We start from the raw sequence: 22,437 nt of genomic DNA on the forward strand, positions 1-22,437 counted from the left end.
CGAAAATCTCTAGTTTGGCGCTTGATCTTATGCGCTACGCGTTGTGTTGTCCCACAACATAACGCTAATGTTACGCGATGAGGCCCCAACACGTCGGGCAGTTTCAAGGAGACTAAGAATGTCCAAACCGATGACCAAAACTCAGCTTGTGGCAGCGCTTGCTGAGGAAATGGACAGCGACAAGAAAACCGCTGGCGCCGCGCTGGATGCCGTGTGCAACCTGATCACCCGTGAAGTGTCCGGCGGTGGCGCCGTGACTCTGCCGGGCGTTGGCAAGATCTATTGCCGTGAGCGTCCGGAGCGCGAAGTGCGCAACCCGGCCACCGGCGAGAAGTTCATGAAAGAAGCAGACAAGGTCGTGAAAATGACCATCGCCAAAGCGCTGAAAGACAGCGTGAACGGCGACGCCTGATAGACCTTTTGGTCTGGCGACAGCTTCGGGGCTGCCCTTTGGGGCGGCCCTTTTGTTTTGTACCAATATCCGATCACGATCTATTCACCCCGTCGGGAACTGGTTAGCGTGCCGGCGATGACAACGAAGGGGCCATTGATGGATTTGCGTGCAATAGCGATGGGGCTGACATTTGCCCTGATGTGGTCTTCTGCCTTTACCTCGGCGCGGATCATCGTTGTGGATGCTTCACCTTTGTTTTCGCTGGCGATGCGGTTTCTGATCTCCGGCGTGATTGGTGTCCTGATCGCGCGTGCCCTTGGGCAGACATGGCGACTGACGTCTGGGCAGTGGAAGGCGACCATCGTGTTTGGCGTCTGTCAGAATGCGCTCTATCTCGGGCTCAACTTCGTTGCGATGCAATGGATCGAGGCGTCTTTGGCCGCCATTATTGCGTCGACCATGCCGCTGCTGGTGGCGCTTGCCTCGCTGATCGTGTTCCGTGAGAAAATTCGCCCGCTCGGGTTGCTGGGACTTGTGGCCGGTGTGGCCGGGGTCGGCCTGATCATGGGAACGCGGATTGGTGCCGGTGTCGACCTTGTTGGTGTGGCCTTCTGTGGGCTTGGGGTCTTGGCCCTGACTGCAGCCACACTTGCGCTGCGCGGGGCGACGTCAGGTGGCAACTTCATGATGGTGGTGGGGTTGCAGATGCTGATCGGCTCCGCAGTGCTGTTTCCGGCGGCCCTGACGTTTGAGACCATTCGCGTCGACCCGAGCTGGCCGCTCGCGCTCGCGTTCATCTATACGACATTGGTGCCCGGGCTGGCGGCGACGCTGATCTGGGTGATGCTGCTCAACCGGATCGGTGCGGTGAGGGCGGCGACCTTCCACTTCCTCAACCCGGTGTTCGGTGTCGCGATTGCCAGCATTCTGCTGGGAGAGCGCCTCGGAGTGCTGGATGTGGTTGGCGTGGGGATCGTGACGCTTGGTATTCTTGCGGTGCAGCTGTCGCGGCAGCCCGCGACCAGAACCGCACCGATGGCGCCCAGTCTCTCGGCGCGGGCGGATTAAAAACTCAGCTGTTCAGCTGCCCTTCGACGGCCTGACGGATCGCACCGGACATTGGCCGCGTGAGGGAGCCCCAAGTCTTCACAACATTTCCGTCTGGTGACAGCAGGATCTTGTTGAAGTTCCAGCGCGGCACAAACCCGGTCTGCTGTGCCACTTCGCGAAAGAACGGATGGGCGTCCTGACCGGTCACCTGCGTGATATCCGCCATCGGCAATGTGAGATCGAAACGGGTTTCGCAGAACTCTTTCACCTCTTCGGCGTTGGAAAGCTCCTGATTGAAGTCATTCGACGGGACGGCCAGCACAATCAGACCCCGTTCACGATAGGTATCGTAGAGGGTCTGCAGCCCATCATACTGTCCGGTAAACCCGCACATTGAGGCCGTGTTGACCACAAGCACCGGCTGCCCGCGAAAGCTCTCCAGATCGAGGGTCTCGCCATCTATGGATTGAAACGTGCCTTGTAGCGGCGCGCTGTTTACCGTCGACATTCCGAAAATCCCAAACAACATCAACATCCCTGCCAGAAACACGCGCATCAGAACTCTCCTTTTGAAAGTATACGGACCGTCCCGCAGGATGGATCACTTTTGCTCACGGGAGGAGGTGAATGCCAGTCACCCTCTTGCGCATTGGGGTTTGAAAGCGCAGTCTCCGACCCCAAATATTGCCCTATCAATCATGTGGGAGGGGCCCATGACCAAATACTTCAAGAACCCAGATGCCGTCGCAGCGCTGTCGGAAGAGGAATTCCACGTTACGCAAAATGCGGGAACCGAACGGCCGGGCACGGGCAAGCTGCTGTCCAACAAGGAACCCGGTATCTATGTGGACATCGTCTCCGGCGAGCCGCTGTTTGCTTCTGCCGACAAATATGAGTCGGGGTGTGGCTGGCCGAGTTTTACCAAGCCGATCGAGTCCGCCCATGTGCAGGAAATCGAGGATCGGACCCTCGGCATGATCCGCACCGAAGTGCGTTCCACCCATGGCGACAGTCATCTCGGGCATGTTTTTCCTGATGGACCGGCGGATCGGGGCGGCCTGCGCTACTGCATCAACTCGGCGTCCTTGCGCTTTATCCACCTCGACGACATGGAGGCGGAAGGCTATGGCGCCTACATCAATCAAGTGGAGGACCACCGATGAGCAATACCGAACGTGCCGTTCTGGCTGGCGGTTGTTTCTGGGGCATGCAGGAGCTGATCCGGAAGCGCACAGGCGTGCTGAGCACCCGTGTCGGCTATACCGGCGGCGATGTCCCGAACGCGACCTATCAGAACCATGGTACTCATGCTGAGGGGATCGAGATCATCTTTGATCCCGAGCAGACCTCCTACCGTGAAATGCTGGAGTTCTTCTTCCAGATCCACGATCCCACCACAGAGAATCGCCAGGGCAATGACGTCGGCATGAGCTATCGCTCCGCCATCTACTATGTGGATGAGGCGCAGAAAGCGGTGGCGCTGGACACGATCGCCGATGTGGATGCCTCTGGCATCTGGCCTGGCAAAGTGGTGACAGAAGTGGAGCCCGTAGGCGATTTCTGGGAGGCCGAGTCCGAACATCAGGACTATTTGCAGCGCCTGCCAAGTGGCTACACTTGCCACTTTGCTCGTCCCGACTGGGTCTTGCCCAAGCGGAATCAAGCAGCGGAATAAACCTGATTAGAGCCTGATATCAGGCCCTGAACCCAGAAGCGGCCGTCCGGTACAGGACGGCCGTTTGCCATTTCAGATGCTACTGATGCGCAACGCGCGGGCGGCCGCTGGCCTGCACCGTCAGCAGCGCTTCGACGAAGATCGACCGCGCTTCGACCTCTGCGGTCCGGATGTCCCGGCTGACATGTACGTGGATATCGCCGGCCCCTGCTGCTTCGGCGGCGGCGACGGCGTCCGCGCGCAGATATTTTTCCAGCGCCTCCAGGGCCTCCGCACTGGCCGTGAAATCTCGCGGACCGGTGTCGAAATGCACCCGGAACTTGCCCTCGGACGGGGAGGTGACGGTTCCGCTCCGTCGTTGGGATATCCGCCCGACGACGGCACCGATGGCATTGGCGACCCCGGCGTGTTCCGGCAGGATCATTCTGCAGCGCAGCCGATCACCCACCGCCGGGTAATAGCTTGGGGCAGAAGCGCCAAGACCAATCACATCCACGTTCACGCGCGCATCCAGTGCCAACACGCCCCGATGCCCCGCCAGACCACGCTGCAGCAGGATATGACGGGCGAGATCCTTTGGGTTGCCCCCAAACGAGGTCTGCTCTTCGCAAAAAACTGATTCCAGCAACGTCAGCGCCGTCTGCTCCGTCAGTTGGTCGACGATCATCTGCGCCAGCGCTTTCGCGTCTTCGGCCACTGTGTCGCCGCTTCCGATCCGGCGGCGGGCAAATATCGTCAGGGCCTTTTCTGCCGCGTCTCGATCCCATGCGGAAACCCGGTTCAGGACGTGGCTGGCATCGGAGGGCGTGATACCCGCAATCTGCACCAGACCACGGTCAACCAAGCGGTTCAGCGCCCCGTGCTCCATCCGGGTGCGCAGCACGTCACCCAGTGCACGGACGCCGGTGCCGACCCGTGCCAGAACAGTGGCCTCTCGTTCCGACAGACCAACTGCGGGCTGCCCTTCGACGGCGCGGACAAATCGACCGTCGTACTCCCCCACCACAGGCGCGCGCAGCTGCGCCTCAAGCGCGGCATGCACGACATCAGGTGCCTCGGCGGCAACGAGGGAAACCGGCAGTACCCGGCGCGGACCAAGCGTCACGCCACCGTCCAGACCATCGGTGTTGAGATGCACCTGACTGTCACCACCAAGGCCGGTGGTGCGCATGGCCACTGCCTCCACCATGGTGCGAAAGCCCCCCACCAACGCGCCTTCGGGGTCGATCTTGGGCAGGCCACGTTCGATCAGTGCGACATCGGTGGTGGTGCCACCAATGTCGCTGACCAGTGCGTTTTCAGCCCCGGTCATCCAGCGCGCACCGACGATCGAGGCGGCAGGCCCGCTGAGGATCGTTTCGATCGGCCGGCTGCGCGCCTGCTGCGCCGACATCAGGGCCCCGTCCCCGCGCACCACCATCATCGGGGCTTCGATCCCGATATGCGCCAGCGTGTCCGCCGCGCGATTGATAAGCTGGTCGATCATGCCGATGAGGCGCGCGTTCAGCACCGCTGTCAGCGCCCGCTTGGGTCCGTTCAGCTTGGCCGAGAGCTGATGCGAGCAGGTCACCGGCGCGCCAGTGCGCTCCTGGATAATCTTCGCCACTTCCAGCTCATGCGCGGGGTTGCGAGTGGCAAAGACCCCGGCGACGGCAAAGCCGCTCACACCGGCAGTTTCAGTCTCTAAAAAGGCAATCAGGGCCTCTGTGTCGAGTGGTTTCGCCTCACTGCCCGCATGGGTATGGCCGCCAGAGATGATCAGCGCCGGGTCGCCTTTCAGCGCTTCATTGAGGCCATGGCGGTCCAGATCCTGTTCGGAAAAGCCGATGTAGATGAGCGCCACACGCCCGCCCTGTCCCTCAACCAGCGCATTGGTGGCCAGGGTCGTGGACAGGGCCGCCAAGGACACCTCATTGGGTGAAGCGCCGGATTGTTCCAGCACCGCCCGCACGGCACCACCAATCCCGATCGCCAGATCCTGTCGGGTGGTGAGCGCTTTGGCCGAAGCGATCACTTCCTTTTCGTCGCGGATCAGGACCGCATCCGTGTAGGTGCCCCCGGTGTCCACCCCAAGCAACAATGCCATGTTATCCTCGAATTCTGTTCACGCCTGCATGGGTGTCACGACCATTCGCGTCACGTCCACTCTGTTTGCGTCATTCCTGCAGTCGCATCACGGCCCAACGCGCAGCATCGGCCACGGTGGGATCGGGATCTTCACACAGCCGTTGGGCATCGGACAACAGGCCGGGGTCGCCGGAATTTCCGATGGCATAAAGCACATTGCGCACAAACCGATCCCGCCCGATCCGTTTGATCGGCGAGCCAGAAAAACGCGCGCGAAAATCGGCATCATCCAGTTGCGCCAGCTCGGCCAGCGGCGGCGCAACCGTACCCTCCCGCGCAGCATAGCGGATGTCGGAGGCTTCAACCGCAAATTTGTTCCAGGGGCAGGCCGCCAGACAATCGTCACAGCCATAGATCCGATTGCCGAGTTTGCCGCGCAGCTCCTCGTCGATGGGTCCCTTATGTTCGATCGTCAGATAAGAAATGCAACGCCGCGCATCCAGCTGGTAGGGCGCTGGAAAGGCGTCCGTCGGACAGGCCGTCAGGCAGGCCTTGCAGGAGCCGCAATGATCCGGTTCAGCCGGGTCGATGGGCAGCTCCAATGTGGTAAAAACAGAGCCTAAAAAGGCCCAGTTTCCCCAATCTCGGCTCAGAAGGTTGGTGTGCTTGCCCTGCCAACCCAAGCCGGCAGCCTGTCCCAGCGCCTTTTCTGGCACTGGAGCTGTGTCGACAAACACCTTCACTTGCGTTTCATCACCCGCCTCGGCAATCAACCAGCGCGCCAGTCGCTTCAGCCGTTTCTTGACGAGATCATGGTAGTCCTTGCCGCGGGCATAGACGGAGATCGCAGCGCGGTCCGGCAAGCCCACAACCGACATCGGGTTTTCATCCGGCGTATAGCTTTCCGCCAGCATGATGACAGAGCGCGCCTCCGGCCAGAGTGCGGCCGGATTTTCACGCCAGTTCACCCGGTCTGCCATCCAGCCCATCTGGCCATGGTGTCCAGCATCGAGAAACGCGCGCAGCCGCTCTGGCACCTCCGGCACATCCCATGGCCGACAGATGCGCGCAGAGACAAACCCCTCGGCGCGTGCCTGTTCCACAAGCCGTGACTTTATATCGCCGACGTCATTCATCTTTTCAGAAATACCCTCGGGGGTGAACGGGCCGCAAGGTCCGGAGGGGGCAGCGCCCCCAGAGCGGTCTCAGAAATCAAGATCCGCGTAATGCGACGGCGGACGGAAGCCAGACACCTGATCGGCCAGGATAGAGCGGAAGGCGGGGCGGGATTTGATCTTGGCGTACCAATCCTTGACCACGGCAGAGCGGTTCCAGTCCACATCCGAGATGTAATCGAGCGACGATAAATGCGCCGCGGCCGCGAAATCTGCCAGCGTCATGTTGTCCCCCGCCAACCAACGCCGGTGATCCAGTAACCAGGACATATAGTCGATGTGATACTTGATCGCTTTGGCGCCTGATTTCACGTTCGAGCTGTCGGGATAGCCTTCGCCGGTCATCTTCTTGTTCACCCGCTCATAGAGCAGCTTCGAGGTCACTTCGCTGTGGAACTTGTCGTCGAACCAGCTGACCAGACGGCGCACTTCCAGCCGCTCGGGCGCGGTCTTTGGCATCAGTGACGGGTCGGGGCGGGTTTCTTCGATGTATTCGCAGATGGCGGCGCTTTCGGCCATCAACATGCCGTCGAGACGCAACACCGGGACCTTGGCCGCAGGGTTGCGACGCAGGAAGTCCGCGTCCTTCTCCCAGTAGCGTTCCTCGACAAGCTCCACCTCTATCTTCTTTTCTGCCAGCGACAGGCGGACCTTGCGGCAGAAGGGGGACAGGGGGACGTGATAGAGACGTGCCATGGGCGTCAAGTGCTCTCCGGTTGTGATGAGGTCGGGTTTCTCCAGCAATGCCTTGCCAGAGCGGAAACTTCAATGCTCGAAACAGGCCGAGCGCCCGTCACGCTCGATGGTGGCGGCGCCATCCATGATTTGGCGCGCTCTTTTGCGCATGAAATTGCCGGGTTGAGCGGCTGATCGCTCTTTCGGGTTGGGCAGAAGCGCTGCGATCAGTGCCGCCTGCTGTGAGCTGAGCGCATCTGCACCGATACCGAAATAGTGCTGCGCGGCGGCATCGGCGCCAAACACACCATTGCCCATCTCGGCCACATTCAAATAGACCTCGACGATGCGGCGCTTGCTCCAGGTGGCTTCGACCACGGGGGTCATAAAAGTCTCCAGCGCTTTACGTACCCAGCTGCGTCCCTGCCAGAGAAAGACGTTCTTCACGACCTGCTGCGTGATCGTCGACGCCCCGCGATTTGCGCCCGCTTCCAGCGCGTTGCGGATTGCATTGACGTCAAATCCCCAGTGTTCACAGAATCGCGCATCCTCTGCCGCCACAACGGAGCGGGCGAGGGCAGGGGCGATGTCCTCGATGGGGACCCATTCACGTTCCACATGGCCGAGGCGACGCTTCTCGGTCCAGATCGTGTGGGTGAGTGGCGGGTTCACCACGGAGTAAAGCAGAATCATCGCCAGCAGAAAGGCCAGGCCGCCAAGTGCAGCCCGCAGCGCCCAACGACGCAGGCGGAGATAGAGCGCGCGCGGGCTGAACCGTGCGGGCTTCGATTTCGATTTGCGGGATGTCTTCTTGCGTGCTGCCTTTGCCATGGGCTCTCTATAAGACAGAGAACCGCTGCTCTCCAACAGGGAAACGTCCAGCTTGGCAGGTTGCAGTGTTCGGGGCAAAAAAGCGCCCCACAGGTCGAAACACTGCGGGGCTCAGTTTCAGGAATAAGATAGGATCTTATTCTCGGGGATCGTTGAGTTATTCGGCGGGGATCGCCGAAGATTCCGTTGCGATGGGATGCGGCAGCTTGTTCAGCATCTCCTTTGGGCAGACCTGCAGGAAATGCTGCTTTTCGCTATCCCAGTGCTGCAGGATCTCGGCGGCCTTGCGGCTGCCTGTTTCCGCCAGATGACGTTCGACAAGCGCTTTCAGCTCTGCCTCCCAATGGTCCACAGTCAACGGACAGGTGACGAGGCTTTCCATGTTCATCAGATGCTCGGCGGTGCCTTCTGGATCGTAAAGATAGGCCATACCGCCGGTCATGCCGGCCCCGAAGTTCGCGCCAATGGTGCCGAGGATGACAGCAACGCCGCCGGTCATGTACTCGCAACCATTGGTGCCGCAGCCTTCGATCACCACCTTGGCGCCGGAGTTGCGCACCGCGAAACGCTCACCCGCACGGCCCGCGGCGAACAGGTAGCCTGCAGTTGCACCATAGAGCACGGTATTGCCGACAATGGTGTTTTCAGACGCGGTCAGCGGCGACGCCATCGAGGGGCGCACAACCACGGTGCCGCCCGAAAGTCCCTTGCCAACATAGTCGTTGGCGTCGCCAGAGACTTCCAGTTTCAACCCTGGCGCGGCGAATGCCCCGAGCGATTGACCTGCAGAGCCCTGCAGTTTCACCGTCAGGTGATCGGGCTGCAGCGTGTTGCGCATGCCGAAGTTCTGCACGATGTGGCTGGAGGTGCGGGTGCCCACGGTGCGATGCGTGTTCTGCACCGCATAGGACAGCTGCATCTTTTCGCCGTCCTTGAGGAACCGAGCGGCATCGCGCACGATTTCAGCATCCAGCGTATCCGGCACCGCGTTGCGGTCCTTGTCGCGGTTGTAGACGATGCTGGCAGAGCCATCGACGGTGATCAGCAGCGGGTTCAGGTCGAGGTCATCGAGGTGGGCCGAGCCACGCGACACCTGCGCCAGAAGATCCGCCCGCCCGATCACCTCATCAAGGCTGCGCGCCCCGATGGAGGCGAGGATCTCGCGGACTTCCTGTGCGTAGAAGGTGATGAGGTTCACCACCTTGTCGGCATTGCCGGTGAACTTGCCGCGCAGTGCCTCGTCCTGGGTGCAGACGCCCACCGGGCAGGTGTTGGACTGGCACTGGCGTACCATGATGCAGCCCATCGCGATCAGTGCGGCGGTGCCGATGCCGTATTCCTCGGCGCCCATCATCGCGGCCATGACGATATCACGCCCGGTGCGCAGGCCACCATCGGTCCGCAGGGTGACGCGGCCGCGCAGGTTGTTCATTGCCAGAACCTGATGCGCTTCGGTCAGACCCATCTCCCACGGCAGGCCGCAGTATTTGATCGAGGTCGCAGGCGAGGCCCCGGTGCCGCCGTTGTGGCCCGAAATCAGGATGATGTCGGCTTTCGCCTTGGCCACACCGGCGGCAATGGTGCCAACACCGGAGGAGGCCACCAGCTTCACCGTCACCTTGCAGCGCGGGTTGATCTGCTTCAGGTCGTAGATCAGCTGCGCCAGATCCTCGATCGAGTAGATGTCATGGTGCGGCGGCGGCGAAATCAGCGTGACACCTTTGGTGGAGTGACGCAGGCGCGCAATCAGGTCGGTGACCTTCATGCCGGGCAGCTGACCGCCCTCGCCGGGCTTGGCGCCCTGAGCGACCTTGATCTCCAGCTCTTCGCACTGGTTCAGGTATTCGGCTGTCACGCCAAAACGGCCCGACGCCACCTGCTTGATCTTCGCCGACGGGTTGTCGCCGTTGGCTTCTGGCACAAAATGCGCCGGATCTTCGCCGCCCTCACCGGAGTCGGACTTGGCGCCGATCCGGTTCATCGCCACGTTCAGGGTCTTGTGCGCCTCGGGGCTGAGTGCGCCCAGCGACATGCCCGGGGTGACAAAGCGTTTACGGATCGAGGTGATCGATTCCACCTCTTCGATCGGGATCGCCTTGCCCAGCGGCTTGATGTCCAGCAGATCACGCAGATGGATCGGCGGGTTTGACTGCATCTTGGCCGAGTACTGCTTCCACATCTCGAAAGACGCGCGGTTGCAGGCCATCTGCATCATATGCATCGAGGTGGCTTCCCAGGCGTGGGTCTCACCCGATTTGCGTGCCTTGTAGAAGCCGCCGATCGGCAGCACGTTTTCCGCGGTATCCCAGCCCTTTGCGTGGATCTCCTCGGCCTTCACCTGAATCCCCGAGACACCAATGCCGGAAATCCGCGAGGTCATGCCGGGGAAATACTCTGCCACCATGGCGCGCGACAGGCCCACCGCCTCGAAGTTGAGGCCACCACGGTAGGACGACACCACGGAGATGCCCATCTTCGCCATGATCTTCAGCAAGCCCTGATCGATCGCCTCGCGGTAGCGGGCGACATTCTCGGTCAGGGAGCCATCAAGCAATCCGCGCTCGATGCGGTCGGCCAGCGAATCTTCCGCCAGATAGGCGTTCACCACGGTTGCACCACAGCCGATCAGCACTGCGAAGTAATGCGGGTCTATACACTCCGCCGAACGCACGTTGAGCGAGCAGAAGGTGCGCAGGCCCTGACGGATCAGATGCGAGTGTACGGCGGATGTCGCCAGGATCATCGGCATCGCGACCTTGCCCGCACCTGAGTGCTGATCGGTCAGAACGATATGGCCAGCGCCGGAGCGCACGGCTTCTTCCACCTCGGCGCGAATGCGGGCCAGCGCGCTGTGCAGCGACCCTTTGCCGGGGGCGAAGGAACAATCGATCTCGGCCAGTTTGGAGCCGAGGTTCTCGACCAGCTTGTCCCATTGCGAGTTGCCGACAAAGGGGCTTTCCAGCACCACGATCTCGGTCTGGGAGCTGTCCTCGTCGAGCACGTTCTTGAGGTTGCCGAAGCGAGTCTTCAGGCTCATCACGCGGAATTCGCGCAAAGAGTCGATCGGCGGGTTGGTCACCTGAGAGAAGTTCTGGCGGAAGAAGTGGCTCAGCGGGCGATATTGCTTCGATAGCACCGCAGAAGGGGTGTCATCGCCCATGGAAGCAAGGCTCTCCTTGCCGTCCTCGGCCATCGGCGACAGGATCTGCTCCAGCTCCTCGATGGTATAGCCGGCAGCAACCTGACGGCGGCGCAGCTCCTCGCCGGAGAACAGGGGCGTCTCCTGCACGCTGCCCAGCACCGCGTCCAGATCGTTGACTTTCGCCACCCAGTCGCCAAAGGGCAACGCGCGGGAAAGTTTATCCTTGATTTCAACGTCGTGGTAGAGTTCGCCCTTCTTCATGTCCACGGCCAGCATCTGACCCGGACCCAGTGCGCCCTTTTCCACCACAGAGGCTTCGTCGATCGGCACCATGCCGGCCTCGGAGCCCGCAATGACCAGACCGTCGCCGGTGACCACATAGCGCATCGGGCGCAGACCGTTGCGGTCGAGACCAGCACAGACCCAGCGGCCATCGGTCATCGCCAGCGCGGCGGGCCCGTCCCAGGGCTCCATCACGGCGTTGCAGTAGGAATACATGTCACGCCAGGCCTGCGGCAGTTCCTCGGCCTGTTTGGACCAGCTTTCCGGCACCAGCATGGTTTTTGCCATAGGTGCGGAGCGGCCTGCGCGCACCAGAACCTCAAACACCGAATCCAGTGCTGCGGAGTCCGAAGACCCATTGGCGACGATCGGCTTGATGTCCTCGGCGTGGTCGCCAAAGGTCGAAGACGCCATGCGGATCTCATGGCTCTTCATCCAGTTGACGTTGCCCTTCAACGTGTTGATCTCGCCGTTGTGGGCCAGCATGCGGAACGGCTGTGCCAGCCACCACTGCGGGAAGGTGTTGGTGGAATAGCGCTGGTGATAGATCGCAAAGGCGCTTTCGAACCGTTCGTTCATCAGGTCGGGGTAGAAGACTGCAACCTGTTCGGCGAGCATCATGCCCTTGTAGATGATCGACCGGCAGGACAGCGACGCGATATAGAGCGCGCCAACCTGCGCGGCGGCAGCGGCCTTCTCGATGCGGCGACGGATGACGTAAAGCTCGCGTTCGAAGGTTTCTTCGTCCACACCCTTGGCGTTGGAGATCAGGATCTGCTCGATCTCGGGGCGGGTTGCGTTGGCCTTGTCGCCGAGGCAGGTCACATCCACCGGCACATGGCGCCAGCCGTAGATATAGTACCCCATGCGCAGCACTTCGGTCTCGACGATGGTCCGGCAGGTTTCCTGAGCGCCAAAATCGGTGCGTGGCAGGAACACCTGACCCACGGCCATCAGCTCATCCTTGCGCGGCTCGTGGCCGGTGCGCTTGACCTGATCGTGGAAGAAAGGCACCGGGATTTGCACGTGAATGCCCGCGCCATCGCCTGTCATGCCATCGGCATCCACCGCACCACGATGCCAGATCGCCTTTAGTGCGTCGATGCCGGCCTCAACCACCTTGCGGCTCTTACTGCCGTCAACGGAGACCACAAGCCCCACACCACAGGAAGAATGCTCTTCTTCCTCAGAGTAAAGACCGTTTTCGGCCATCCACTGGCGCTTGGCTTCTTCTGCGCGGACCCAGTTCTCATCATATTTGGTCATCTGTGTATTCTCCTCTGCCTGGCGGTGGCGCCGCGCCTGTGTCAGGGGCGCCGGACCGCTCGGGAACCTGTTGATTACTCGGCTGCGACAGCCGCCTTGGTGGTGAAGCGTTCCAGGATTGCCTCGGCACAATCGCGACCATCCTTGATCGCCCAGACCACGAGAGAGGCACCGCGCACGATGTCCCCCACCGCATAGACACCATCGAGGTTGGTCGCGCCGGTGCGGAACTCCGCCTTGATGGTGCCCCAGCGGGTCACCGGAAGGTTGGGTTGGTCCCAGAGCGTCGGCAGCTCTTCGGGTTCAAAGCCAAGCGCCTTGATCACCAGATCGGCGTCCTCAACGTAGTCGGCGCCCTCGATCACCTCGGGGGATTGTCGGCCAGAGGCATCGGGCTGACCCAGGCGCATCTTCTGCACCATAACGCCCGTGACCTTGCCGCTCTCGTCGGTGAAGCCCTTGGGGGCGGACAGCCATTCGAACACCACGCCTTCTTCCTCGGCGTTCTGAGTCTCGCGCTGCGAGCCGGGCATGTTTGCGCGGTCGCGACGGTAGAGGCATTTCACCGATTTGGCGCCTTGGCGGATCGAGGTGCGCAGGCAGTCCATGGCCGTATCACCGCCACCGATCACCACCACGTTCTTGCCGTCGGCGTTGAAGGTGCCGTCTTCATACTCCGGCACGCTGTCGCCAAAGTTCGCCACCCGGTTGGAGGCGGTGAGAAAGTCGATCGCCTTGACGATGCCGGTGGCGCCGGAGCCGGGCATGGTGAGGTCGCGGGACTTGTAGACACCGGTGGCGATGATCACCGCGTCATGTTTGCCGCGGATCTCGTCAAACGAGATATCCTCGCCGATGTTGCAGTTCATCACGAAGGTGACGCCGCCGTCGGCCAGCAACTGGTTGCGGCGCATGACCACGTCTTTTTCCAGTTTGAAGCCGGGAATGCCATAGGTCAGCAAGCCGCCTGCGCGATCATAGCGGTCATAGACGGTGACCTGCACGCCAGCCTTGCGCAGCATGTCCGCCGCCGCCAGGCCACCTGGGCCCGCACCGATGATACCTACGGATTCCTCACGCTCGGCGCGCGGGGCGTTGGGCTTCACCCAGCCTTTGTCCCAAGCAGTGTCGGTGATGTATTTTTCAACCGCGCCGATGGTGACTGTGCCATGGCCGGATTGCTCGATGACGCAGTTGCCCTCGCACAGGCGGTCCTGCGGGCAGATGCGGCCGCAGATTTCCGGAAAGGTGTTGGTGGCCTGCGATGTCTCATAGGCCTCTTTCAGGCGACCGGTGGCCGTCAGGTTCAGCCAGTCGGGGATGTTGTTGTGCAGCGGACAGTGCGACTGGCAATAGGGCACGCCACATTGGCTGCAGCGGCTTGCCTGTTCTTCTGCCTTGATCGCGGCGAATTCCGCATAGATCTCGTCGAAATCTTCCTTGCGCGTTTCCGCCGCCCGTTTCACGGGCATATCGCGATCAATCTTCACGAACTTAAGCATCGGTTGCTTGGCCACGGTGACACTCTCCTTTTAGCTGGCGGCGACAGTACAAAGTCTTGAAGCTCAAGTAGTACGTCAGTAATGCTGACCTATTACTTGACTAGCTGTCTGTGAATAGCCGTTCCGGTGGCTTTGTACAGTATTTTTAGATCCGATCCGGTCCTAAAAATAGACTTTCTCATAAAATCAAGGGAGCTATACAGGATGCCGAAGCTGCGGCCTTCGCGCAGCATAGCCTTCGGTCCCTGATTTATGCCTTTGTTCCAGCTCATCCTCGTTGCCCTGATTCAGGGCATTACTGAATTTTTGCCAGTTTCCTCGTCAGGTCATCTGATCTTATTGCCGAGTTTGACTGGAATGCAGGATCAGGGACAGGCCATCGACGTTGCTGTCCACGTCGGCACGCTTGCCGCCGTTGTCATCTACTTCTGGCGTGACGTGCGGGTGGGGCTCATGGGGCTGCCGCGGGCCTTGACCGGGCGCTGGGACATGGAAGGGTCACGGCTTGCGATGGGGTTGATCGTGGCAACGATTCCGACCGTGCTCTTTGGCGCATTCCTGCATTTCAGCGGTTTCAGCGACGCGTTGCGGTCGGTGGCCGTGATCGGCTGGACCATGCTCGGTTTCGGGCTGGTGCTTTATATCGCCGATCAATGGGGGAGGACCCACAAGTCGATGGACGATTGGGGCCTGCGCGATGCGTTGATCATGGGGCTGTGGCAGATGATTGCACTGATCCCGGGCACATCGCGCTCTGGCATCACCATCACTGGCGCCCGTCAATTGGGGTATGACCGGAAGGACGGCGCGCGGATCGCCATGTTGATGTCAATCCCGACGATTATCGCCTCCGGCGTTTTGTTGGGGGCCGAGGTTGCGATCGAGGCCGACGTCGCCCTGATGCGGGACATGGGGATTGCTGCACTGCTTGCAATGGGGGCCGCCCTGGCGGCCTTGGCTCTGATGATGCGCCTGCTCAAGTCGGTGAGTTTTACGCCCTATGTGATCTATCGCGTGATCCTTGGTGTCGTGCTGCTCGGGATCGCCTATAGCTAAAAAGGCGCAGCAATCGCCACGCCTTTTGTCACAAATCCGATGAGGTAAGGATCAGACGTCGCCGTGCAGGTTGCGCGCCGATTTCATCAGCTCATCGTACTGGCCGGAGGGGCGGAACTTCCACAGGTAGTCGGGCAGGACAGCGCCAAGGGTGATTGGCTCAATTCCGAGGTCTGCAAACCCGTTTGCGTCCTGAGAGACAACATTGTCGTTCTGCAGGTTTTTCAGCTGGTCACGGGTCAAGAGCCCGTTCTGAAAGAGCCCGAAGGACGCGGACTGGGCCAGATCAAAGCTGAAGGCCATCAAGCGCGCGACAAAGTTTGGCAAGGACGCCACGAGCCGGCGGCGATGAATCACTTCGAGCATTTGTGTCATCAGTTCGGAAAAGCTCTTCACCTCCGGGCCGCCCAGCTCAAAGACGCCCGGCTTGGCCTCGCCGGTAAGCCCGGCAACTGCTGCCTTGGCGACATCGTCGACATAGACCGGCTGGAAGCGGGTGCTGCCGGCGGCGATCGGTAGCACGGGGCCTAGGCGGGTCATGCTGGCGAAGCGGTTGAAGAACTGGTCCTCGGGGCCAAAAATGATCGAAGGACGCAGGATCATGGCGTCGGGATAGGCTGCCAGTACGGCGGCCTCGCCTTCGCCTTTGGTGCGTGCGTAGTCGCTCGACCCTGCGGCATCTGCGCCAATGGCGGAGATCTGGACGAGGCGTTCGACATTATTCTGAGCAGCGATTCGCGCAATCCGACCGGCGCCCTCTGCCTGAACGGCGCTGAATGTGTTCTTGCCAGTCTCACTCAGGACGCCGACGCAGTTCACCACGGCATCCGCTCCGGCCATGACGGCCGCAACAGAGGCATCGTCGCGAATGTTGCAGAAGACAGGTTCAACCTGGCCCGGAACGCCATAGGGTTTGACATGCATCGCCTCGTTGGGGCGGCGCACGGCGACGCGAACGCGCCAGCCTTCTTTCGCCATGCGGCGCGCGATGTAGCGACCGACAAACCCCGATCCGCCATAGATGGTGACCAGTTTCGACATGACTTGGCTCCTCTCGCGTAGCTGTTGATCCGATTTACCGCCCCAAGCCCTTTCAAACAAGGCGCAAAACGCCGCTGGCGGTCCTGCAGGCGTGTGATTTGCGGGAAATGAGCGGAGGTTTTGCAAAAATGTCAAAAATCCGTTTGACGCTCCTCGCGACTTTGCTTATACGCCGCTCTCACGATATCCGTGCCCAGATGGCGGAATTGGTAGACGCGCTAGCTTCAGGTGCTAGTGTCCGCAAGGACGTGGAGGTTCGAGTCCTCTTCTGGGCACCATTTATACCCCCTTAAATGTAGCTAGACTAGTCAGAGCAACTCATTGAGTTGAAAGACAAATGCGCGCGGTTCAGCCGTGTTGAGGGTGGCTGAAAATATGCCCGCGCCCAGAGCATTTTCCGCTTGCTGCCCCTTTGATTTCCTCCTATACGGCTGACCACGATATCCGTGCCCAGATGGCGGAATTGGTAGACGCGCTAGCTTCAGGTGCTAGTGTCCGCAAGGACGTGGAGGTTCGAGTCCTCTTCTGGGCACCATTATTCTTCAAAATACATGATAATTTATCACCCGTATCAGTGGGTGCGCAGTCGCATGATATATGCTGGCAGCTATATTGGCGTTTGAATGACACGGTCAGATTGGCAACAAGTGCTGATTTTGCGCGTGAAGAGTCTCTGCGGAGTTGCGCACAACCTCGGCGATCTCATTTAGTTGCGGCGCCAGGGGGCTGGTCTTGCGCCAGACCATACCGAGCGAACGACCCGGCTCCTCGCCCGGGAAACGCGCCAATGCAACCGGGGCAGAGCGGGTTTCGACTGATACAGCCATTTCCGGAATGATCGTCACGCCGATGCCGGCCCCGACCATCTGAACCAGCGTCGACAGCGAGCTACCGTCGAGGCCGTCGCGGGCAAGGGCTGGGCGGAGGTGGCAGAAGGAGACCGCCTGATCGCGAAAGCAATGCCCCTCTTCCAGCAGCAGAAGCTTCATCTCCCGCATGCCTTCGGGCGACGGGACCGGAGCCTCGGCGTCCTGAGCGTTGCGTACCAATACGAACTTCTCTTCAAACAGAGGGGTCTCGACCAGGCCGGGTTCGGACACCGGCAGTGCCACGATGGCCGTATCCAGCCGCCCGTCGAGCAACTCGGCAATCAGTCTCTGCGTCAGTGTTTCGCGGATATGCACGTCCAATCCGCTGTGCTGAGTATTCAACTGATGGATCAAGGTGGGCAGCAGATACGGTGCAACGGTCGGGATCACCCCAATTCGAAGACGTCCCACCATTCGATCCTTGGCCAGCCGGGCCAGATCGCCCAGCTCATCCACAGCCCGCAGGACGTCGCGGGCGCGTTCGGCAAAATCCTGCCCGAACCCTGTCAGCCGAACCTGCCGCGCACTACGTTCAAACAGAACAACGCCAAGTGTTTCTTCCAGCTCCTTTATCTGCACGGATAAGGCGGGCTGCGAGATCGCACAGGTCTCTGCGGCGCGACCAAAATGACGGTAGCGCGTCAGGGCTTCAAAATAACGGAGCTGTTTGAGGGTGATGTTCATCATAGGATTTTCTTATCGACGCCATGAAAAAATGCAACTTAGAATAATTCTGAATGCTTGCTACGAATGAGGCCGAGGGTTGATGTCGCGGATTCGCCGACAGGGCGTGTTGCTGTCCCGGCTGACCCAACAGTTCAAACAGTCCCCACCACGGACATTTTCTGGAGGAAGATATGGACGGACAAGACAATAGCGCAGGCGGTTGCCCGTTTTCCGGAGCCAACGCCAGCAAGGGGCGTCGCTCCAACCGCGACTGGTGGCCGAACCAGCTGAACCTGGCGATTCTGCATCAGCATCAGGCCCGCCAGAACCCGCTGGGCGAAGATTTCAGCTATGCCGAGGCCTTCAAGAGCCTTGATCTCGATGCAGTGAAAAAAGACTTGATCGCGCTGATGACCAACAGTCAGGACTGGTGGCCGGCGGATTACGGTCATTACGGCGGCTTGATGATCCGCATGGCCTGGCACTCGGCGGGGACCTACCGGACCGCAGACGGTCGCGGTGGTGGCTCCACTGGCACACAGCGTTTCGCACCGCTGAACTCCTGGCCGGACAATGGCAACCTCGACAAGGCCCGCATGCTGCTGTGGCCGATCAAGAAGAAATACGGCAACGCCCTGTCCTGGGCCGACCTGATGATCCTCGCGGGCAATTGCGCTATCGAATCCATGGGGCTGAAGCCCTTTGGTTTTGGCGGCGGTCGTGCCGACGTCTGGGAACCCGAGGAAGACATCTACTGGGGGGCTGAGGACGAATGGCTTGCCACCTCCGACCACGAGCTGGCCCGCTATCAGGGTGACCGCGAGTTGGAAGATCCGCTGGCCGCCGTGCAGATGGGGCTGATCTACGTGAACCCCGAAGGCCCGGACGGCAACCCGGATCCGATCGCCTCCGGTCGCGACATTCGTGAGACGTTTGCGCGGATGGCGATGAACGACGAGGAAACCGTGGCGCTGACCGCCGGGGGCCATACCTTTGGCAAGGCGCATGGCAACGGGCCGGTCGAGGCCGTCGGACCAGAGCCCGAAGGCGCACCCATCGAGGCGATGGGGCAGGGGTGGCTGTCGTCGCACAAGTCCGGCAAGGGCGTCGACACCATCACCTCCGGCATCGAAGGCGCGTGGACGTCCAACCCGATCCAATGGGACATGGGCTATTTCGACGTTCTCTTCGGCTACGATTGGGAGCTGACCAAATCCCCTGCCGGTGCATGGATCTGGCATGCCAAGGACCTGAAGGACGAAGACCATGCGCCCGAGGTGGATGGCTCCGGCAAGAAGGTTCCGATCATGATGACCACCGCCGACATGGCGATGAAGATGGACCCGATCTATGGCCCGATCTCCAAGCGGTTCCACGAGAATCCGGAAGAGTTCGCCGACGCCTTCAAACGCGCATGGTTCAAGCTGACCCACCGCGACATGGGGCCGAAGGCCTGCTACCTCGGCGCGGATGTGCCGGACGAAGATCTGATCTGGCAGGATCCGGTGCCGGCGGTCGATCATGCGCTGATCGGTGCGACTGAGGTCGCGTCTCTGAAGGCAGACATCCTCGCCTCCGGCTTGTCGGTGCAGGATCTGGTCTATGTGGCCTGGGCCTCTGCCTCCACCTTCCGTGGTTCCGACAAGCGGGGTGGCGCCAATGGCGCGCGCATCCGTCTGGCACCGATGAAGGCCTGGGAGGCAAATGAGCCTGCCAAGCTGGAAAAGGTCCTGGGCGTGTTGGAAGGTATCCAGAGCAGCTTCAACGCTGCGGGCTCTGGCGGCATGAAGGTTTCACTGGCCGATCTGATCGTTCTGGCGGGCACGGCAGCCGTGGAGAAATCTGCCAAGGACGCAGGGTTCGACGTGACCGTGCCCTTCACCCCGGGCCGCACCGATGCGTCTCAGGAACAGACCGAGATCGAGAGCTTTGACGTGATGGAGCCGCAGATCGATGGCTTCCGCAACTACGCCAAGACCAAGTTCACCGTCTCCACCGAGGAGATGCTGATCGACAAGGCGCAGCTGCTGACGCTCTCCGCACCGGAAATGACGGTGCTGATCGGCGGTCTGCGGGCAATCGGAGCCACCTATGGCGACAGTGCCCATGGCGTGCTCACCACCCGCAAGGGCCAGCTGACGAATGACTTCTTCGTCAATGTGCTGGATCTGGGCACCAAATGGACCGCCACAGACGACTCGGGCGAGATCTTCGAGGGCAGCGACCGGGCAACCGGCGAGGTCAAATGGACCGGCACCCGTGCCGATCTGATCTTCGGCTCCAACTCGCAGCTGCGTGCCCTGTCCGAGGTTTATGCCCAGGACGACAATGCCGGCAAGTTCGTCAATGACTTCGTGGCGGCCTGGGTCAAGGTCATGGAGCTGGACCGCTTCGACCTCAGCTGATCCGCTGAGGCCTAAGATATCGAGGAAGGCGTCGCGTCCTGCGGCGCCTTCTTTAGTCTGGGCCGACGGCCTCAAGCAGAGCGGCGGTGCCGAGTCCTCCGGCTGCGGCGATCGCGGCCAAGGCCGGTCTGTCCCCCATACGCAGGGTGTGGAACAGCTTCACCGCGAGGATCGCGCCGGAGGCACCAACAGGGTGTCCCTGCGCCAGCGCACCGCCAGCGGGATTGACAATATCAGGCTCTAACTGGGCGTTTGTGACACAAGCCAGCGCCTGAACGGCAAAGGCCTCCATGATCTCTGCCCGCTGTAGATCATTGGGCTGCAGGCCCTGACGGCGCAGCACCTCGCGAATGGCGGGAACGGGCGCGAGGCCGGGCTGATCGGGCGTGGCGCCAAGTGTCACGCCTTGCGCCAGTGTCATGCCGCCTTTCTGCAAGCGCGTCGCTACACGATCGCTGACGACCACCACAAAGGCGGCGGCATCCGCAGCCACGGCCATGTTTGCGGCGGTGATGCTGCCGGTGACCGTCTTCGCCCGCTGGCAATGCCGATCCGTCAGATCGCGGGTAAATGTATCCTCAGTGACGCCTTCAACGGGCACAATTTCGGCCTGTCTTTTGTCCGCATGCGCGCGGGCGCGGGCATGACTGCGCTGCGCCCATACGTCCTGAGTGCCCTGCGTTATGTCGAGCGTCCGGGCCAATGTGTCCGCCGCTTTGGCCATGTCGGGATCGCGCTCGGCCCAGGGCGTGAACCGCGCCTGATCGTAAGGAACAGGAGGGCGACCATCGGCAAAGGTACGGGACCGCAATGGTCGGCGGGAGTAGCTCTCCGCTCCGCCAGCGATCACCACCTCATGCATCCCGGCCTCGATCAGCGCATGTGCCAGCAGGATGGCATCCAACCCGCCCGCGCATTGACGGTCGATGCTGAGGCCTGCCACCCGTTCCGGCAGACCAACGGCCAGCGCCGCGATCCGCGCCGGGTTGCCACCGCCACCCAGCGCGTTGGACAGGATCAGTTCGCCGACATCACTGGCGTCAAGCGCGGCATCCGCAAGACAGGCCTCGATCACCGGTCTGGCCAGATTATGTGGCTCTAACAAGGCGAATTTGCCGCCCCGTGGAACGACAGCAGTGCGTCGGGCCGCGATGATCCTCGGCATCAAACGTCTTCCCACAGGCGCGCTAGCGCGCGCAAATCGGGCTTGCCGGCGGGCAGCATGGGGAGGGCGTCAAGTTGGCGGATCTCCTTAGGCGCGGCGTGATCGCCAATCTCCTGTCGGCAAAGGAGTCGCAGTTTATTTGCCTCGGCAGTGCCCTGGATGACAGCAACAATCCGGTGGCCGCGCAGGGCGTCCGGCAAGGCCAGCGCCACTGCAAGCTCCACCCCTTCGACCCGCATCAGCACGCCTTCGATTTCTTCGGGGAATACGTTCTTGTCCGCTACTGTCACCATGCGGTTGCGCCGCCCCTTTGGGTAGAGGTTCCCGTCAGCGTCGATCCAACCCATCTCGCCAATGGTGAGCCAATCGCCGTCCCAGAGGGTCTCGGCACTGTGTCCTTCGGCGTAGCCATCAAACAGGAACGGGCTGCGCATCCAGATCTCGCCCACGCCTGCCGCATCCATCTCCGTCAGGCGCAGCTCCACCCCCGGATAGGCCGTGCCAACGGACCCCGCGGGGGCGTCGGGTCCGGCCAGCGTGATATAACTGGTCTCTGTGGCGCCAAAGATCTCTTGCACCTCGGCCTGCGGAAATAAAACTCCAAGCGCCGCACGCGTCGGCTGATCCAGTTTGCCACCGGAGGAGAAGATCAGCCGGATACCAGGAAGCACGCTCCCCTCACCCGCCCGCAGCAACAGCCGAAGCTGCGCCGGGGTGGCGTACAGCACCGAGGCGTCAAGGCGCTCAAGCCCAGCAATCTGCCCCCTCGGAGCCATGTTCCCCAGCATCGCCAGGTCGGCACCGATATGACAGGCCGCGACGGCTGCAAACAGCGTCAGCGAATGCGAAAGCGTGCCGAGGCTGGCGTAAACATCCGCCGAGGACAGACCGAACATCTCCTGATCCATCTCGAAGCTGCGGATCCAGCTGTCAGGCGTACGCCGGATTGTCTTGGCATAGCCTGTAGAGCCGGAACTCTGACAATAGAGCCACTGTTTCGGCTCTAACACAGGGGAAATCGGCTCATCCGAGGGGCGTGCAAGAAGGGAATGGCCCTCGCGCAGGGTCTCCAGCAGCACCGTCAGACCTGCCACATCCGGGGTCAGGACATGGGTCTCGGGCGAGAGGTGAAATCTGTCGTGAGCCTTGCGCATATCCATGTCTGCCTGATCCGGG

17 protein-coding genes and 2 tRNA genes are annotated in these 22,437 nt (G+C 61.2%); 8 read left to right on the forward strand and 11 right to left on the reverse strand.

The genetic code is table 11. The annotated features are described in order from the left end of the window. Positions 1-118: 118 nt before the first annotated feature. Together R1T40_RS16970 and R1T40_RS16975 are read left to right on the forward strand one after the other, a co-directional pair. A complete protein-coding gene (locus tag R1T40_RS16970) occupies positions 119-412 on the forward strand; it encodes an HU family DNA-binding protein (protein ID WP_005618395.1) in 294 nt (97 codons plus the stop codon). Between the two features lie 138 nt (positions 413-550). Beyond that, entirely contained in the window at positions 551-1,462 is a 912-nt protein-coding gene (locus R1T40_RS16975) for a DMT family transporter (protein WP_317384956.1), read from the forward strand. 4 nt (positions 1,463-1,466) lie between these two features. Here R1T40_RS16975 and R1T40_RS16980 read toward each other — a convergent pair whose 3' ends face one another. Then, positions 1,467-2,000, reverse strand: coding sequence for a glutathione peroxidase (locus tag R1T40_RS16980; RefSeq protein ID WP_394804999.1), 534 nt, complete (start codon positions 1,998-2,000; stop codon positions 1,467-1,469). A gap of 157 nt (positions 2,001-2,157) precedes the next feature. Here R1T40_RS16980 and msrB point away from each other — a divergent pair, with 157 nt between their 5' ends. Next, entirely contained in the window at positions 2,158-2,607 is a 450-nt protein-coding gene (msrB, locus tag R1T40_RS16985) for a peptide-methionine (R)-S-oxide reductase MsrB (RefSeq protein WP_106164414.1), read from the forward strand. Further along, positions 2,604-3,119, forward strand: a complete 516-nt coding sequence (msrA, locus tag R1T40_RS16990) for a peptide-methionine (S)-S-oxide reductase MsrA (protein WP_317384957.1) — start codon at positions 2,604-2,606, stop codon at positions 3,117-3,119. Before msrB ends, msrA begins: the two co-directional genes overlap by 4 nt. A 79-nt stretch (positions 3,120-3,198) precedes the next feature. Here the strand turns inward: msrA and R1T40_RS16995 are convergent, their stop codons facing one another. The 6 genes from R1T40_RS16995 to R1T40_RS17020 form a co-directional block, all read right to left on the reverse strand. Then, positions 3,199-5,205 (reverse strand): hydantoinase/oxoprolinase family protein, encoded by a 2,007-nt coding sequence (locus tag R1T40_RS16995; RefSeq protein WP_317384958.1) that lies wholly within the window; start codon positions 5,203-5,205, stop codon positions 3,199-3,201. Positions 5,206-5,275: 70 nt separating this feature from the next. After that, the gene (gene queG / locus R1T40_RS17000; RefSeq protein WP_317384959.1) at positions 5,276-6,322 is read right to left on the reverse strand and encodes a tRNA epoxyqueuosine(34) reductase QueG; all 1,047 of its coding nucleotides are present in this window, start codon (positions 6,320-6,322) and stop codon (positions 5,276-5,278) included. Between the two features lie 69 nt (positions 6,323-6,391). After that, a complete protein-coding gene (gene fzlA, locus R1T40_RS17005) occupies positions 6,392-7,057 on the reverse strand; it encodes an FtsZ-binding protein FzlA (RefSeq protein ID WP_106164410.1) in 666 nt (221 codons plus the stop codon). A 69-nt stretch (positions 7,058-7,126) separates the two neighbouring features. Beyond that, entirely contained in the window at positions 7,127-7,867 is a 741-nt protein-coding gene (gene mtgA / locus R1T40_RS17010; protein ID WP_317384960.1) for a monofunctional biosynthetic peptidoglycan transglycosylase, read from the reverse strand. A 157-nt stretch (positions 7,868-8,024) separates the two neighbouring features. Beyond that, positions 8,025-12,557: a glutamate synthase large subunit gene (gene gltB / locus R1T40_RS17015; protein WP_317384961.1), complete on the reverse strand. Its 4,533-nt coding sequence runs from the start codon at positions 12,555-12,557 to the stop codon at positions 8,025-8,027. Positions 12,558-12,631: 74 nt separating this feature from the next. After that, entirely contained in the window at positions 12,632-14,074 is a 1,443-nt protein-coding gene (locus R1T40_RS17020) for an NAD(P)-dependent oxidoreductase (RefSeq protein ID WP_317384962.1), read from the reverse strand. Between the two features lie 237 nt (positions 14,075-14,311). Between R1T40_RS17020 and R1T40_RS17025 the strand changes: the two genes are divergently transcribed. Beyond that, positions 14,312-15,115 carry an undecaprenyl-diphosphate phosphatase gene (locus tag R1T40_RS17025; RefSeq protein ID WP_317384963.1) on the forward strand — a complete coding sequence of 268 codons (804 nt, stop codon included), beginning with the start codon at positions 14,312-14,314 and terminating at the stop codon, positions 15,113-15,115. Positions 15,116-15,166: 51 nt separating this feature from the next. Here R1T40_RS17025 and R1T40_RS17030 read toward each other — a convergent pair whose 3' ends face one another. Next, positions 15,167-16,156: a complex I NDUFA9 subunit family protein gene (locus R1T40_RS17030; RefSeq protein ID WP_317384964.1), complete on the reverse strand. Its 990-nt coding sequence runs from the start codon at positions 16,154-16,156 to the stop codon at positions 15,167-15,169. A gap of 191 nt (positions 16,157-16,347) precedes the next feature. Here R1T40_RS17030 and R1T40_RS17035 point away from each other — a divergent pair. After that, positions 16,348-16,434, forward strand: a tRNA-Leu gene (locus R1T40_RS17035). A 170-nt stretch (positions 16,435-16,604) separates the two neighbouring features. Further along, a tRNA-Leu gene (locus R1T40_RS17040) sits at positions 16,605-16,691 on the forward strand. A gap of 97 nt (positions 16,692-16,788) precedes the next feature. Here the strand turns inward: R1T40_RS17040 and R1T40_RS17045 are convergent. Beyond that, a complete protein-coding gene (locus R1T40_RS17045) occupies positions 16,789-17,712 on the reverse strand; it encodes a hydrogen peroxide-inducible genes activator (protein ID WP_317384965.1) in 924 nt (307 codons plus the stop codon). Between the two features lie 170 nt (positions 17,713-17,882). Between R1T40_RS17045 and katG the strand changes: the two genes are divergently transcribed. Beyond that, positions 17,883-20,096, forward strand: a complete 2,214-nt coding sequence (gene katG, locus R1T40_RS17050) for a catalase/peroxidase HPI (protein WP_317384966.1) — start codon at positions 17,883-17,885, stop codon at positions 20,094-20,096. A gap of 52 nt (positions 20,097-20,148) precedes the next feature. Here the strand turns inward: katG and R1T40_RS17055 are convergent, their stop codons facing one another. Then, a complete protein-coding gene (locus tag R1T40_RS17055) occupies positions 20,149-21,261 on the reverse strand; it encodes an acetyl-CoA C-acyltransferase (protein WP_317384967.1) in 1,113 nt (370 codons plus the stop codon). Next, on the reverse strand, positions 21,261-22,421 hold the full coding sequence (locus tag R1T40_RS17060) for an AMP-binding protein (RefSeq protein WP_317384968.1): 1,161 nt from the start codon (positions 22,419-22,421) through the stop codon (positions 21,261-21,263). Before R1T40_RS17060 ends, R1T40_RS17055 begins: the two co-directional genes overlap by 1 nt. Between the last annotated feature and the right edge of the window lie 16 nt (positions 22,422-22,437).

It is taken from the genome of Tritonibacter scottomollicae, from assembly GCF_032924845.1.
Taxonomy (GTDB): domain Bacteria; phylum Pseudomonadota; class Alphaproteobacteria; order Rhodobacterales; family Rhodobacteraceae; genus Epibacterium; species Epibacterium scottomollicae.